This is a genomic window from Streptomyces sp. TSRI0107, assembly GCF_001905845.1.
Taxonomy (GTDB): Bacteria; Actinomycetota; Actinomycetes; order Streptomycetales; family Streptomycetaceae; genus Streptomyces.
Genome location: NZ_LIVZ01000004.1, coordinates 536,282 through 550,148 on the forward strand (window position 1 = coordinate 536,282; position 13,867 = coordinate 550,148).

Annotated in this window: 16 protein-coding genes and 2 tRNA genes; 2 read left to right on the forward strand and 16 right to left on the reverse strand. The window is 69.3% G+C overall.

Annotated elements, in window-relative coordinates:
- Positions 1 to 231 precede the first annotated feature (231 nt).
- The 9 genes from rplL to AMK31_RS12885 form a co-directional block, all read right to left on the reverse strand.
- Positions 232 to 621 (reverse strand): 50S ribosomal protein L7/L12, encoded by a 390-nt coding sequence (gene rplL / locus AMK31_RS12845; RefSeq protein ID WP_043503300.1) that lies wholly within the window; start codon positions 619 to 621, stop codon positions 232 to 234.
- Positions 622 to 739: 118 nt separating this feature from the next.
- Complete coding sequence (gene rplJ / locus AMK31_RS12850; RefSeq protein WP_043503298.1) at positions 740 to 1,270, reverse strand: 50S ribosomal protein L10; 531 nt, start codon at positions 1,268 to 1,270, stop codon at positions 740 to 742.
- 312 nt (positions 1,271 to 1,582) lie between these two features.
- Entirely contained in the window at positions 1,583 to 2,578 is a 996-nt protein-coding gene (locus AMK31_RS12855) for a hypothetical protein (protein WP_241842629.1), read from the reverse strand.
- 58 nt (positions 2,579 to 2,636) lie between these two features.
- Positions 2,637 to 3,488, reverse strand: a complete 852-nt coding sequence (locus AMK31_RS12860) for a hypothetical protein (protein WP_073940575.1) — start codon at positions 3,486 to 3,488, stop codon at positions 2,637 to 2,639.
- 128 nt (positions 3,489 to 3,616) lie between these two features.
- The gene (rplA, locus tag AMK31_RS12865; protein WP_073940576.1) at positions 3,617 to 4,342 is read right to left on the reverse strand and encodes a 50S ribosomal protein L1; all 726 of its coding nucleotides are present in this window, start codon (positions 4,340 to 4,342) and stop codon (positions 3,617 to 3,619) included.
- Between the two features lie 82 nt (positions 4,343 to 4,424).
- The gene (gene rplK / locus AMK31_RS12870) at positions 4,425 to 4,859 is read right to left on the reverse strand and encodes a 50S ribosomal protein L11 (RefSeq protein ID WP_073940577.1); all 435 of its coding nucleotides are present in this window, start codon (positions 4,857 to 4,859) and stop codon (positions 4,425 to 4,427) included.
- A 183-nt stretch (positions 4,860 to 5,042) separates the two neighbouring features.
- On the reverse strand, positions 5,043 to 5,864 hold the full coding sequence (gene nusG / locus AMK31_RS12875; RefSeq protein WP_073940578.1) for a transcription termination/antitermination protein NusG: 822 nt from the start codon (positions 5,862 to 5,864) through the stop codon (positions 5,043 to 5,045).
- Between the two features lie 77 nt (positions 5,865 to 5,941).
- Positions 5,942 to 6,229 carry a preprotein translocase subunit SecE gene (gene secE, locus AMK31_RS12880; protein WP_073940579.1) on the reverse strand — a complete coding sequence of 96 codons (288 nt, stop codon included), beginning with the start codon at positions 6,227 to 6,229 and terminating at the stop codon, positions 5,942 to 5,944.
- Between the two features lie 105 nt (positions 6,230 to 6,334).
- A tRNA-Trp gene (locus AMK31_RS12885) sits at positions 6,335 to 6,407 on the reverse strand.
- A 282-nt stretch (positions 6,408 to 6,689) separates the two neighbouring features.
- Between AMK31_RS12885 and AMK31_RS12890 the strand changes: the two genes are divergently transcribed.
- Both AMK31_RS12890 and AMK31_RS12895 read left to right on the forward strand, forming a co-directional pair.
- Positions 6,690 to 7,916 carry a pyridoxal phosphate-dependent aminotransferase gene (locus AMK31_RS12890; RefSeq protein ID WP_073940785.1) on the forward strand — a complete coding sequence of 409 codons (1,227 nt, stop codon included), beginning with the start codon at positions 6,690 to 6,692 and terminating at the stop codon, positions 7,914 to 7,916.
- 125 nt (positions 7,917 to 8,041) lie between these two features.
- Positions 8,042 to 9,079: an adenosine deaminase gene (locus AMK31_RS12895; RefSeq protein WP_073940580.1), complete on the forward strand. Its 1,038-nt coding sequence runs from the start codon at positions 8,042 to 8,044 to the stop codon at positions 9,077 to 9,079.
- Positions 9,080 to 9,106: 27 nt separating this feature from the next.
- Here the strand turns inward: AMK31_RS12895 and AMK31_RS12900 are convergent, their stop codons facing one another.
- The 7 genes from AMK31_RS12900 to AMK31_RS12930 all read right to left on the reverse strand — a co-directional run bounded on the left by AMK31_RS12900 (position 9,107) and on the right by AMK31_RS12930 (position 13,845).
- The gene (locus AMK31_RS12900) at positions 9,107 to 10,162 is read right to left on the reverse strand and encodes a UDP-N-acetylmuramate dehydrogenase (RefSeq protein WP_073940581.1); all 1,056 of its coding nucleotides are present in this window, start codon (positions 10,160 to 10,162) and stop codon (positions 9,107 to 9,109) included.
- A 102-nt stretch (positions 10,163 to 10,264) separates the two neighbouring features.
- Positions 10,265 to 11,704 (reverse strand): DHA2 family efflux MFS transporter permease subunit, encoded by a 1,440-nt coding sequence (locus tag AMK31_RS12905; protein WP_073940582.1) that lies wholly within the window; start codon positions 11,702 to 11,704, stop codon positions 10,265 to 10,267.
- A 99-nt stretch (positions 11,705 to 11,803) separates the two neighbouring features.
- Positions 11,804 to 12,370, reverse strand: a complete 567-nt coding sequence (locus AMK31_RS12910; protein WP_073940583.1) for a TetR/AcrR family transcriptional regulator — start codon at positions 12,368 to 12,370, stop codon at positions 11,804 to 11,806.
- A gap of 156 nt (positions 12,371 to 12,526) precedes the next feature.
- Positions 12,527 to 12,955: a MaoC family dehydratase gene (locus tag AMK31_RS12915; RefSeq protein WP_073940786.1), complete on the reverse strand. Its 429-nt coding sequence runs from the start codon at positions 12,953 to 12,955 to the stop codon at positions 12,527 to 12,529.
- A gap of 5 nt (positions 12,956 to 12,960) precedes the next feature.
- Positions 12,961 to 13,413 (reverse strand): MaoC family dehydratase N-terminal domain-containing protein, encoded by a 453-nt coding sequence (locus AMK31_RS12920; RefSeq protein ID WP_073940584.1) that lies wholly within the window; start codon positions 13,411 to 13,413, stop codon positions 12,961 to 12,963.
- Positions 13,414 to 13,518: 105 nt separating this feature from the next.
- Positions 13,519 to 13,683 (reverse strand): 50S ribosomal protein L33, encoded by a 165-nt coding sequence (rpmG, locus tag AMK31_RS12925; RefSeq protein WP_003948671.1) that lies wholly within the window; start codon positions 13,681 to 13,683, stop codon positions 13,519 to 13,521.
- 89 nt (positions 13,684 to 13,772) lie between these two features.
- Positions 13,773 to 13,845, reverse strand: a tRNA-Met gene (locus AMK31_RS12930).
- Positions 13,846 to 13,867 lie beyond the last annotated feature (22 nt).

Here is a 13,867-nt window from a genome sequence, read left to right on the forward strand (position 1 = left end):
GCGCGCTGCGTGCGGTTCGTCAAGGCCCCCTTGGCCGGAACCAGGAGCTCCGGAGACACGACGAAGATCACCTTACCCCCCGTCACGAAGGCCGCAAGGCAACCGCGGCCCCTCCCCTGAGAACGCCGAAGAGCGACCACCCGGATGGATGATCGCTCTTCGGTGCGTTCGCGTTACAGCCCTAGGAGGCCGTACTCAGCGCGCAGGAGATGCGGGGCAGCCCCCGAGGTCTTACTTGACCTCGACGGAGGCGCCGGCGCCCTTGAGGGCCTCGGCAGCCTTGTCCGCGGCCTCCTTGTTGACCTTCTCGAGAACCGGCTTCGGGGTGCCGTCGACCAGGTCCTTGGCCTCCTTCAGGCCCAGGGAGGTCAGCTCACGCACGACCTTGATGACCTGGATCTTCTTGTCACCGGCGCCGGTGAGGATGACGTCGAACTCGTCCTTCTCCTCGGCGGCCTCGGCGGCGGCGCCACCAGCGGCACCACCGGCGACGACGACCGGCGCGGCAGCGGCGGCGGTGACGTCGAACTTCTCCTCGAAGGCCTTCACGAACTCGGAGAGCTCGATGAGGGTCATCTCCTCGAACTGGGCAAGCAGCTCGTCCTGGGTGAGCTTCGCCATGATGGCGGTCCTTCCACTAAATCGGCAGGTGCCGGATGTACTGGGTAAGGCGGGCGTACGTCGGGCCCGCTGCGACCCTTGCCGCGCTCAGGCGGCGAGGATCAGAAAGCGAGCCGAATTACTCGGCACCGCCCTGCTCGTCCTGCTTGGCACGGAGCGCGTCCACGGTGCGGACGAGCTTCGACGGCAGCGCCTGGAAGACAGAGGCAGCCTGGGACTGCTTGCCCTTGAGCGCGCCGGCCAGCTTGCTGAGCAGAACCTCGCGGGACTCGAGGTCCGCAAGCTTCTTGATCTCATCGGCGGACAGCGCCTTGCCGTCAAGGACACCGCCCTTGATGATGAGATTCGGGTTCTCCTTGGCGAAGTCACGGAGACCCTTCGCCGACTCCACCGGGTCACCGGTGACGAAGGCGACGGCCGTCGGACCAGCGAAGAGCTGGTCGTCCAGCGTGATCCCGGCCTCGTTGGCCGCAATCTTGGTCAGCGTGTTCTTCACCACGGCGTACTGGGCGTTCTCACCGAGCGAACGACGCAGCGTCTTGAGCTGCGCCACGGTGAGACCGCGGTACTCGGTCAGCACGGCGGCGTTGGAGCTGCGGAACTTGTCCGTCAGCTCGGCAACCGCGGCAGCCTTGTCGGGCCTCGCCATAGAGCCTCGGCCTCCTTCCGGGTGATTCGGACCGCGCGGACCCGAAGGAGGACTGGGGAAAACGAAACGCCCCGGCGCAGGCGCACGGGGCGTAGCTCGACCAGTCGGGTTCCATCGAACAGAACCGGTCCGGGAGCACTTCCACTGTCACCTGCGCGGGTCGTCCGCAGTTCAGCGGATCCTTCGGCCACCGTGCCCTCGAACGAGCACACGGCAACGACCAGCGGTCTTTGGCTTCTGAAGGAAGGTACCTGACCGGATCGCCGTCAAGCAAATCCGGTCACCGGACACCCGGGCGAGTGGCCGCGGGACTCACACGCCGGAGGGCGACTCCAGCCCCTCCAGGTCGAGCATCTCCTCGTCGAACTCCTCGCCGAAGGTGCTCTCCTCTTCGAAGGCGCTCTCGTCGCCGGACATCTCGCCCAGCTCCTTGAACATCTCGAACAGGTCGAAGGTCTCGTCGGCCGGCGGCAGCTCGACCTCGGCCTTGGCGCCGTAGTCGGAGAACTTCATGCTCATGTCGACGTCGCCCTGCGGGGACTCCATGGTGACGTCCATACGGACCGGCAGGTCGTCCTCGTTGACCCAGACCTCGGTGTCGTAGCCCTTGATGCCCGACTTCTCAATGTTCTTCAGGAGCTGCTCGCGCTCCTTGGGCTTCAGGACGTCCAGGCTCTCGTTGCTCTCCATCATCTCCTTGACGGTGAGCGTGCCCTTGTAGTGCTCGGTCTCGACGCCGTCGATCTTCTCGCCGCCGACGTGCTTGAGGTTGGGCGACTCCATGAGCATGGCGAGCTGCTCGGCCGGGTTCTGGTTCATGTTCTCCAGGCCCGAGGTCATCTGCTTGGTGAGCTCCTCGTCACCGGAGGCCTCCGCCGCGGCGCCCAGGTCGAGCTTCATCCAGCGCTTGCCGTCCATGTCCTTGGCGGACTCGGCGCCCATGTCCATGTACATGACGTTGTCCTGCCAGATCATCCGGACCTGCTCCGGGGCGTCCGGCTCGGTGGCGAGCATGGAGCCCTTCATGGTCAGGTCCATGACGGTCGGGTCCCAGCCCATCACGCCGGACATGGTCATGTCGCCGCCGCCGTCCAGCGCGGCCGGCATCGACATGGACATCTCCACCTTGGCGGACTTCGCCTCGGCGGTCTTCTCGTACGCCGCCGTCAGCACCTGCTGAACGGTGCGCTCGGGGCCGGACGCCCCGTCCTTCTTCTCGGCACCACAGCCGACGGCACCGCCGGCCAGCACCAGAGCCGCGATCCCGGCGAGAGTCGCCCCGCCGCGCGTACGTACGGAAAGCCCCATCGATTCCCCCCAAGGAACACAAGGAACAGATTGTCGAATACAAGCAAGGGGAGTGAGCTTAGCCCAGAGGTTTACCGGGCTCCCCCGAATTCCCGGCCGTCGCCTGCAGCAGTTCGGTCACGTCCCGGGTGTCGTCCGCCGGGGGTCTGTGCGCCCTCACCTCGGCGCCGTAGTCGTCGTAGAAGGCGGTCTGGGTCAGCTCGCCGTCGGCGGTCCGCGCCTTCTCCACCTTCTTGACCAGCAGGTCCCGGTCGTCGATCCACACGTCGACGGTCTGCTCGGAGACGCCGTCGTCCGCCGCCTCGACCGTGCCCGCGTAGTGCGTGGTCCGCCGTCCGCGCACCCGCTCCTCGCCGACCTCCCGCACGTCCGAGGAGGACAGCAGGAGCCGCAGGGACCGGTCGGGGGTGGAGTCGCGCATCTGGTCGCCCAGCTGGGCCCCGGAGCCGCCCGCGATGTCCTTCAGGTCCTCGTAGCCGTATCTCAGCCAGTGCCGGCCGTCCGCCTGCGCGGCGAACTCGTCGCCCATGCGCGCGTAGTACGCGTCCGGCAGATAGCGGGCCTCCATGGACTCGCTCCCGAGCCGGCGCATGGTGTCGGCCAGCGCGCCACCGGTGTACGTGATGGTCAGGGTGCCCGTGACCCCGTCCTTCCAGCCGAGGACGCCGTCGGCCGTCAGGGAGATCGTCGAACCGATCCGCGTGGTCGACTCCACCCGCGCGGACCGGGCCGCCTCCGTGGCCCGCTCGGCCTGCCGCAGCCCGCCCGGCACCTCGGCCGCCCGGGAGGGCCGCGCGGGGCCCCTGGAGTCGTCGGACGTCGTACAGGCGGCCGTCCCCGCCAGTGCGACCAGCATGGCCGACAGGAGCACCGCCCGCCCCGCCGGCCACCGCCCACCCGTCCTCGTCATCGGTCCCCCCATGCCCGTGCCGTACCAGAACGCTAACCCAGGGCACCGACAACGGGCCGGAAACGGGAACGGGCCCCGCATTCCCGAAGGAACGCGGGGCCCGTGGACCGGTTGGGTGAGCCTCAGGCTCAGACCGCGGCCGGGTCCTCCTCGACGAGGAGGTTGCGGGTGCGGTTCGGGTCGACCGGGATGCCGGGGCCCATCGTGGTGGTGATGGCGGCCTTCTTGATGTAGCGACCCTTGGCGGCGGACGGCTTCAGACGGAGGATCTCCTCCAGGGCCGCGCCGTAGTTCTCCACCAGCTTGCTGTCGTCGAACGACGTCTTGCCGATGATGAAGTGCAGGTTCGAGTGCTTGTCGACGCGGAACTCGATCTTGCCGCCCTTGATGTCGGTGACAGCCTTGGCGACGTCGGGGGTCACGGTGCCGGTCTTCGGGTTCGGCATCAGACCACGCGGACCGAGCACGCGGCCGAGGCGGCCGACCTTGCCCATGAGGTCCGGGGTGGCGACGACGGCGTCGAAGTCCAGACGACCCTTCGCGACCTCGTCGATCAGCTCGTCGGCGCCGACGATGTCGGCGCCCGCGGCACGCGCGGCCTCGGCACGGTCACCGGTCGCGAAGACCAGGACCCGGGCGGTCTTACCGGTGCCGTGCGGGAGGTTCACGGTGCCACGGACCATCTGGTCGGCCTTGCGCGGGTCGACACCCAGGCGGAAGGCGACCTCGACGGTGCCGTCGAACTTGGTCGTGGAGGTCTCCTTGGCGAGACGGACGGCCTCGAGGGGAGCGTAGAGCTTCTCCCGGTCGACCTTGGCGTCCGCAGCGCGGAGAGACTTGCTGCGCTTGCTCACTTAAAGCTCCTGTTGTGTCTTAGGAGTCGTGGTCCGGGCCGAGCAGGCCCTTCCACGTTCTGCTGTTCTACGAAGGTGGGGGTCAGCCCTCGACCGTGACGCCCATGGAACGGGCGGTGCCGGCGATGATCTTCTCGGCGGCGTCCAGGTCGTTGGCGTTGAGGTCGGGCATCTTGGTGGTGGCGATCTCGCGGACCTGCTCGCGGGTGATCTTCGCGACCTTGGTCTTGTGCGGCTCGCCGGAGCCCTTCTCCACGCCCGCGGCCTTGAGGATCATCTTGGCGGCCGGCGGCGTCTTGGTGACGAAGGTGAAGGAACGGTCCTCGTAGACCGTGATCTCCACCGGGATGACCCAACCGCGCTGCGACTCGGTCGCGGCGTTGTAGGCCTTGCAGAACTCCATGATGTTCACGCCGTGCTGACCCAGCGCGGGGCCGACCGGCGGGGCCGGGTTGGCGGCACCGGCCTGGATCTGGAGCTTGATGAGCCCCGTGACCTTCTTCTTCTTGGGAGGCATGGCTCTCCGGGTCCTTTCGATTCGGGTCCTGCCTGCGCATCGGGGACAACCCGGACGCAGGCATACCGCACAACGATAACGGGTATGGATGCGCGGCCAAAAACCGAGCAGGTCAGACGGTCACCGGGGCAACCACCTGACCTGCTCGGACGCTGTGTGTCCTGGAAGGACCGGCCTCGGGGGCTAGTTCTTCTGGATCTGGTCGAAGGAGAGCTCGACCGGCGTCTCGCGGCCGAAGATCTCCACCAGGCCCTTGACCTTCTTCGAGTCGGGGTTGATCTCGTTGATGGTCGCCTGGAGCGTGGCGAACGGGCCGTCGGTGACGGTGACCGAGTCGCCGACCTCGAAGTCCAGCACCTGGACCTCGACCTTGCGCTGCGGCGCCGGCTTGCCCTCGGCCTCGGCGGCCTCGCGGGCGGCCTTCTCCTCGGCCTCCGGGGCGAGCATCTTGACGATCTCGTCCAGGGTCAGCGGGTACGGGTCGTAGGCGTTGCCCACGAAGCCGGTGACGCCGGGCGTGTTGCGGACGACGCCCCAGGACTCGTTCGTCAGGTCCATGCGCACCAGGACGTAGCCGGGGAGCTTGTTCTGGCGGATGGTCTTGCGGTCGCCGTTCTTGATCTGGACGACCTCTTCCTGCGGCACCTCGGCCTGGAAGATGTAGTCCTCGACGTTCAGCGAGACGGCGCGCTGCTCCAGGTTGGTCTTCACGCGGTTCTCGTAACCGGCGTACGTGTGGATCACGTACCACTCGCCGGGCAGCACGCGCAGCTCCTGGCGCAGCTTCTCGACCGGGTCGAGCTCGGGCTCCGCCTCGGCTTCCTCGGCCTCTTCGGCCTCGGCCTCGTCGGTCACCTCGACGGCGGCCTCCTCGGCCGGCTCGCCCGCCTCGGCGTCGGCAGCCTCGACCTCGTCCAGGTCCTCGTCCGCGCCCTCGACGATGTCGAGCTCGTCATCCACGGACGCATCCGGCTCGATGGCGTCGTTCAGGTTCGGGTCAGACACGGTGGCTGCTTCTTCCTGGATACATACGGGTGGAACACGCGAAAGGGGCGCCAGTGACGGCGCCCTTCGCTCTTGGCTCAGCCGAAGACGTACTTGGCTGCGTGGTCGAGTCCATAGTCAATCACGGTGACCAGGCCGATCATGATGACGACGAAGACGATCACGACGGCCGTGTACGTCGTCAGCTGGCTGCGCGTCGGCCAGACGACCTTGCGGAGTTCCGCGACGATCTGCCGGTAGAAGAGCGCTAGCCGCTTCAGCGGGCCCTTCTTCGCGCGCTTGCCGCCTTTGCGGGTCTTCTTCTTGGACTCGGGCGCTTCGTCCTGGGCATCAGGCGTGTCGAGGGAGCCCACGGCGTCCGTCATAGTCCTCACCTGATCCCGGGTCGTGGCCGTGCCGCGCCCGGTCTGAGCCGCACGGCGGTGCATTGCTGTACGTAACCTGCGCACACATCCTGGCGGTGTGTGTAGCAGGGCCGGAGGGACTTGAACCCCCAACCGCCGGTTTTGGAGACCGGTGCTCTACCAATTGAGCTACGACCCTTTGCGTGTCCCCCAACGTACCGCATCCGACCGGGTGCTCGGTGTGCACCGCCCGAGTGCGGCCTGCGAGGGCCAACGAGGTGAGAGTGTACGTGGTTCGGCGCCGGGCGTCGAACAGAAAGCGCCCGTGAAGCGGCCGGTGGAACGGGATCGTCGGGAAATCGCCGGAAGATCACCCAGGCCACCGCGTGGATCCGGACGGGTGTTCAGTGGTTTGCCCGGTGATGTTCAGTCCGTGAAACCAGTGTGCCGGGCAGGTTTCCGGTCTGGAACGATGGGCTTCATGAGCGCTGCAATCCCACCCACCGAGCGCCGGGTCTCCGCCCGAATCGGCGCGATCTCCGAGTCCGCCACCCTCGCCGTGGACGCCAAGGCCAAGGCCCTGAAGGCCGCCGGGCGTCCGGTGATCGGCTTCGGCGCCGGTGAGCCCGACTTCCCCACCCCGGACTACATCGTCGAGGCCGCGATCGAGGCCTGCAAGAACCCGAAGTTCCACCGCTACACCCCGGCCGGCGGTCTGCCCGAGCTGAAGGCCGCGATCGCCGCGAAGACCCTGCGCGACTCGGACTACGAGGTCGACCCGTCGCAGATCCTGGTCACCAACGGCGGCAAGCAGGCGATCTACGAGGCGTTCGCCGCGATCCTCGACCCGGGCGACGAGGTCATCGTGCCGGCGCCGTACTGGACGACGTACCCGGAGTCGATCCGGCTGGCCGGCGGTGTGCCGGTGGAGGTCGTCGCCGACGAGACCACCGGCTACCGGGTGAGCGTGGAGCAGCTGGAGGCGGCGCGCACCGAGAAGACGAAGGTCGTGCTCTTCGTCTCCCCGTCGAACCCGACCGGCGCGGTCTACGGCGAGGCCGAGGCCGAGGCGATCGGCCGCTGGGCCGTCGAGCACGGCCTGTGGGTGCTGACCGACGAGATCTACGAGCACCTGGTCTACGGCGACGCCAAGTTCACCTCGCTGCCCGCGATCCTGCCGGAGCTGCGCGACAAGTGCATCGTCGTCAACGGTGTCGCCAAGACGTACGCGATGACCGGCTGGCGCGTCGGGTGGGTCATCGGCCCGAAGGACGTCGTCAAGGCCGCGACCAACCTCCAGTCGCACGCCACCTCGAACGTGTCCAACGTGGCGCAGGCGGCGGCGCTCGCGGCGGTCTCGGGTGACCTGGACGCGGTCGCGAAGATGCGGGAGGCCTTCGACCGCCGCCGCAAGACCATCGTGCGGATGCTCAACGAGATCGACGGCGTGCTCTGCCCCGAGCCCGAGGGCGCGTTCTACGCGTACCCGTCCGTGAAGGGCCTGCTCGGCAAGGAGATCCGCGGCAAGCGTCCGCAGGACTCGGTCGAGCTGGCCGCGCTCATCCTGGACGAGGCCGAGGTCGCGGTGGTGCCGGGCGAGGCGTTCGGCACGCCGGGCTACCTGCGGCTGTCGTACGCGCTGGGCGACGAGGACCTGGTCGAGGGTGTCTCGCGGATCCAGAAGCTGCTGGCGGAGGCACGGGACTGACCCGTCTCCTCGGCCACGGGGACCACACCTGAACGTTGAGGTGTGGTCCCCGTCGTTTGTGCGAGCAAGACCACGATCGGGGAATCGGCTACCGGGGCGGCGGGGGCGTACGGCAGGATCTGGGAATGGAGCGCGTACGTGATCTCTCTGAGCTGCCGAAAGCCCATCTGCACCTGCACTTCACCGGCTCGATGCGGCCGGGCACCCTGCTGGAGCTGGCCGACAAGTACGGCGTCCGGCTCCCGGACGTGCTGACCGACGCGCTGGTGAGCGGGGAGCCGCCGAGACTGCGCGCGACGGACGAGCGGGGCTGGTTCCGCTTCCAGCGGCTGTACGACGCCGCGCGTTCCTGCCTGCGGGCGCCGGAGGACATCCAGCGGCTGGTCAGGGAGGCCGCGCAGGAGGACCTGCGGGACGGCTCCGGGTGGCTGGAGATCCAGGTGGACCCGACGTCGTACGCGCCCCGGCTGGGCGGGCTGATCCCGGCGCTGGAGATCATCCTGGACGCGGTGGAGACGGCCGTGCGGGACACCGGGCTGGGGATGCGGGTGCTGGTCGCGGCCAACCGGATGAAGCACCCGCTGGACGCGCGGACGCTGGCGCGGCTGGCGGTGCGGTACGCCGACCGGGGTGTGGTCGGGTTCGGGCTGTCCAACGACGAGCGGCGCGGCATGGCGCGCGACTTCGACCGGGCGTTCGCGATCGCGCGGGACGGCGGGCTGCTGTCGGCGCCGCACGGCGGTGAGCTGACCGGCCCGTCGTCGGTGCGGGACTGCCTGGACGACCTGCACGCGAACCGGATCGGTCACGGGGTGCGGGCGGCGGAGGACCCGCGGCTGCTGAAGCGGCTGGCGGACCGGCAGGTGACGTGCGAGGTGTGTCCCGCGTCGAACGTGGCGCTCGGCGTCTACGAGAAGCCGGAGGACGTGCCGCTGCGGACGCTGTTCGAGGCGGGCGTGCCGATGGCGCTGGGCGCGGACGACCCGCTGCTCTTCGGCTCCCGGCTGGCCGCCCAGTACGACATCGCGCGGCACCACCACGACTTCACGGACGCGGAGCTGGCGGAACTGGCCCGGCAGTCGGTGCGGGCGTCGGTGGCGCCGGAGGGCGTGAAGGCGGAGCTGCTGGCGGGCGTGGACCGGTGGCTGAACACGCCGGCGTGACGTGGTCCGCCACGCCGGCTCCCGCCGTCAGAGGCTGACGCCCACCGTGACCGGCTCGTTGACCAGCGTGATCCCGAAGGCCTCGCGGACTCCGGCGACGACCTCGCGGGCCAGTGCCAGGAGGTCCTCCGTGGTCGCCTCTCCCCGGTTGGTGAGGGCCAGGGTGTGCTTGGTGGAGATGCGGGCGGGGCCGGTGCCGTAGCCCTTGGTGAAGCCCGCCTTGTCGATGAGCCAGGCGGCGGACGTCTTGGTGTGTCCCTCCCCCGCCGGGTACGCGGGCGGCTGGGCCTCGTCGCCCAGCCGTTCCCGCACGCGCGCGTGGAACGCGGCGAACTGCTCGTCGGTGAGGATCGGGTTGGTGAAGAAGGACCCGGCGGACCAGGTGTCGTGGTCCTCGGGGTCGAGGACCATGCCCTTGCCGGCGCGCAGCTCGAGCACGGTCTCGCGCGCGTCGGCGAGCGGCACGCGGTCACCGGGCTCGACGCCGAGCGCGCGGGCCGTCTCGGCGTACTTGACCGGCGCGGAGAGCCCGCCCGCGTCCTCCAGCCGGAAGCGGACGCGCAGCACCACGTACCGCTCGGGGTCGGCCTTGAAGCGGCTGTGGCGGTAGCTGAAGGCGCACTCCTCGTTCGCCAGCGTCACCGTCTCGCCCGCCCGGCGGTCGTACGCGATCACCTCGGTGATCGTGGAGGAGACCTCCTGGCCGTACGCCCCCACGTTCTGGATCGGCGTCGCGCCCGCCGAGCCGGGGATGCCGGCGAGGCATTCGATGCCGGCGAGCCCGGCCTCGACGGTGCGGGCGACCGCGTCCGTCCACACCTCGCCCGCGGCGAGCTCCAGGTTCGTGCCGTCCAGCGTGAGCCCGCGGGTGGCGATGCGCAGGGCGGTGCCGTCGAAGCCCTTGTCGCCGATGACCAGGTTGGATCCGCCGCCGATCAGCAGCAGCGGGGTGCCGGTGTCGTCGGCCTCGCGGACGGCGGCGATCACCTCGGCGTCGGTCTCCGCGGTGACCAGGCGGGTGGCGGGCCCGCCCAGCCGGAAGGTGGTCAGCGGGGCGAGGGGGGCGTCGTGGAGTTCCTGCACGCGCTCAAGACTACGAGACGGCACTGACAGCCCCGGCACACGCGTACGGCCCCGCCGTGGACGGGGCCGTGAACGGGGGCCGTACGCGCGCGTGCCGGGGCGTCAGCGGGCGGCGGTCTCCAGGACCGGGGCCGGCTCGGGTGCCTCGGGCGCCGCCGGGGCGGTACGGGCGCGCGGGATGGCGAGGGCGGCCAGGGTCGCCAGGCCCACCAGTGCGGCGCCGACCACCAGCGCGGGGCGCAGTCCGTCGACGAAGGTCTGCGCGGACTCGTAGCCGCCCCGGGCCGAGAAGACCGAGGACATGATCGCGATGCCGAGCGCGCCGCCCACCTCGCGCAGCGCGTTGTTGGCGCCGGAGGCGATGCCCTGCTCCTCGGCGCTCACGCTGGCCATGACCAGGGTGGAGGCCGGCGCGAAGTACAGGGCCATGCCGATGCCGCTGAGGATCAGTCCGGGCAACTGGGAGACGTAGGAGGCGTCGGCGGTCGCCACGAGGGCGAGGTAGCCGAGGCCGGACGCCTGGAGGAAGAGCCCGGTGGCGACGACCGGTCGGCCGCCGATCCGGTCGGCGAGCAGGCCCGCGACCGGCGCGACCAGCATCGGCACGGCGGTCCACGGCAGCATCCGCAGCCCGGCCTCGGTGGGCGAGTAGCCGAGCACGCCCTGCATGTACTGGCTGAGCAGGAAGATCGAGCCGAACATGCCGAGGAACATCAGCAGGCCGGCCGCGTTGATGCCGGAGAAGGCGCGGGAGCGGAACAGCCGCATCGGCAGCATGGGGTTGCGGCTGCGGGTGCCGTGCACGACGAAGACCGTGAGCAGGACGGCGCCCGCGATCAGACCGCCCAGCACGGGCACGCCGCTCCAGCCGTCGACCGGGCCGCGCACCAGGCCGTACACGATCCCGAAGAGGCCGCCGCTGGCCAGCAGGGTGCCGGGGAGGTCGAGCCGGGCGCCGGCGCCGTAGGACTCGGACAGGCGCAGGCGGGCCAGCGGGAGCAGGGCGATGCCGAGCGGGACGTTCAGCCAGAAGATCCACTGCCAGGAGATGTGCTCGGTGAGGGTGCCGCCGATGAGCGGCCCGGAGGCGACGGCGAGCCCGTTGACGGCACCCCAGACCCCGTACGCCATACCGCGCTTCTCGGCCGGCACGGCGGCCGTGAGCAGGGTGAGCGTCAGCGGCATCATGACGGCCGCTCCGACGCCCTGCACCGCGCGGGCGGCGATCAGTGAGTCCAGGCCGGGCGCGAGGGCCGCGGCGGCGGAGGCCGCGGTGAACAGGGCGAGCCCGGCGACGAAGAGCCGGCGGCGGCCGAAGCGGTCGCCGAGCGCCGCGCCGGTCATCAGCAGCACGGCGAAGGTGAGCGTGTAGGCGCTCACGGTCCACTCCAGGTCGTGCAGCGCGCCGCCCATGTCCTCGCGGATGGAAGGCAGGGCGGTGGTCACGACGAGGTTGTCGAGGGACGCCATGAATCCGGCGACGCCCGTGATCAGGAGGGCCCAGAGGACTCCCCCGCGTGGTGCGGTCTGCTGCTGTGACATCGTTCCCCCAGAGCGTGTTGGTTAGTTATTGATGACTAACTTTCGTGGGCGCGAAGAAGCGAAGACCGCGCACATTCGCCCCCCTGCAGGCGAGGACCCCTACTCGGTGACCCTCTTCACCTTGGCGGAGACGTAGAGCCCGTCCCACACCCGGTGTTCGGACGGGAAGCCCATCGCCGCGAGCGTGTTCACGAGCATTCCGTACGCCAGGAAGGTGGTGGTCTCCTCGACGTCCGCCCCGAGGGGCAGATGCACCGTGTCCCAGAGCTCCATCCAGCCCCGGCGGACCATCTCGCCGAACTCGTGGTCCCCGGCGGCCTCGGCGGCCGCCACCGTCACGTACGTCTGCAACTGCATCTGCAGCCGCTCGGGCTCCACGGCGATCAGCCGGGTGTAGGCCTCGGCCATGGCGTGCAGGGCGTCCTCGCCCCGCAGGTCGCCCGCGGCCTCCTGGAACAGCCGGCGCATGTCCTCCAGACAGCGCTCGGCCGCCGCGAGGAAGATCGCCTTCTTGCCCGGGAAGAGCCGGAAGAGGTACGGCTGCGACACTCCGACCCGCTTGGCGATCGCCTCGGTGGAGGTGCCGTGGTAGCCGTTCCGCGCGAACTCCGTGATCGCCGCGCGGACGACGCTCTCGCGCCGCTCCTCTGCACTCATCCTGGCCATGGAAGTAAGTTAGTACTCAATCACTAACTTGGTCAAGGAGGGAGGGGAGAGGGAGAGGGCAAGGGCGGGCATGAGTAAGGGGCGCCCACCATTGGCGAGCGCCCCTTACGCGGTATGTCAGGCCTCAGGCCCTCAGTCCCTCAGTCCCTCAGTCCCTCAGGCCAGTCGTACCACCGCGCGGGACATGCCGAGCACCTTCTGCCCGCCACTGGTCGCCGTGAGGTCGACGCGCACCTTGTTGTCGTCGAGCTTGGCGGCCACCTTGCCGCTGACCTCGACGGTCGCGCCCTGGTCGTCGTTCGGGACTACGACGGGCTTGGTGAAGCGGACGCCGTACTCGACGACCGCGCCCGGGTCGCCGGCCCAGTCGGTGACGACACGGATCGCCTCGGCCATGGTGAACATGCCGTGCGCGATGACGTCCGGCAGTCCGACCTCCTTGGCGAACTTCTCGTTCCAGTGGATCGGGTTGAAGTCGCCGGACGCACCCGCGTACTGGACGAGGGTGGCGCGGGTCACGGGGAAGGTCTGCGCGGGCAGCTCGGTGCCGACCTCGACGTCGGCGTACGCGATGTGGGCGGTCATCTTGCTCACGCCTCCTCGGCCCCGCGGGCCACGAGCTTGGTCCAGGCGGTCACGACGTGCTCGCCGGTTTCGTCGTGGACCTCGCCGCGGATGTCCAGGATGTCGTTGCCGGCCATCGACCTGATCGACTCGATGGTCGAGGTGACCGTCAGCCGGTCACCGGCGCGCACCGGGCGGCTGTAGGCGAACTTCTGGTCACCGTGCACCACGCGGCTGTAGTCCAGTCCGAGCTGCGGGTCGGCGATGACCTCCCCCGCGGCCTTGTACGTGATGGCGAACACAAAAGTCGGCGGTGCGATCACGTCGGAGTGTCCGAGGGCCTTGGCGGCGTCCGGGTCGACGTAGGCGGGATTGGAATCTCCCACCGCCTCCGCGAACTCCCGGATCTTCTCCCGGCCCACTTCGTAGGGCTCGGTGGGCGGGTAGGACCGCCCCACGAAGGACTGGTCGAGCGCCATGGCTCGGCACCTCCTGGTGTCTGCTGTTGCTGCGACGGATGCTGGGCGAGAACGCCACGAGGCCGCCCCCTGAAACTACGGGGACGGCCTCGTGAACGAGCCTTTTTATCGCGTCTCGCGGTGCGCGGTGTGCGCGTTGCAACGCGGGCAGTGCTTCTTCATCTCAAGACGGTCCGGGTTGTTACGCCGGTTCTTCTTGGTGATGTAGTTCCGCTCCTTGCACTCCACGCAGGCCAGCGTGATCTTCGGGCGGACGTCGGTGGCAGCCACGTGAGTGCTCCTTGACGAACGGATGGAAATTAGTTAACGCAAGAAGAGTAGCCGATCGAAGGACCGACCCCGCAATCGGCTACTGTCTGTAGCGGTGACCGGACTTGAACCGGTGACACAGCGATTATGAGCCGCTTGCTCTACCGACTGAGCTACACCGCTGCGATGCGATCGGGCCCCGCCT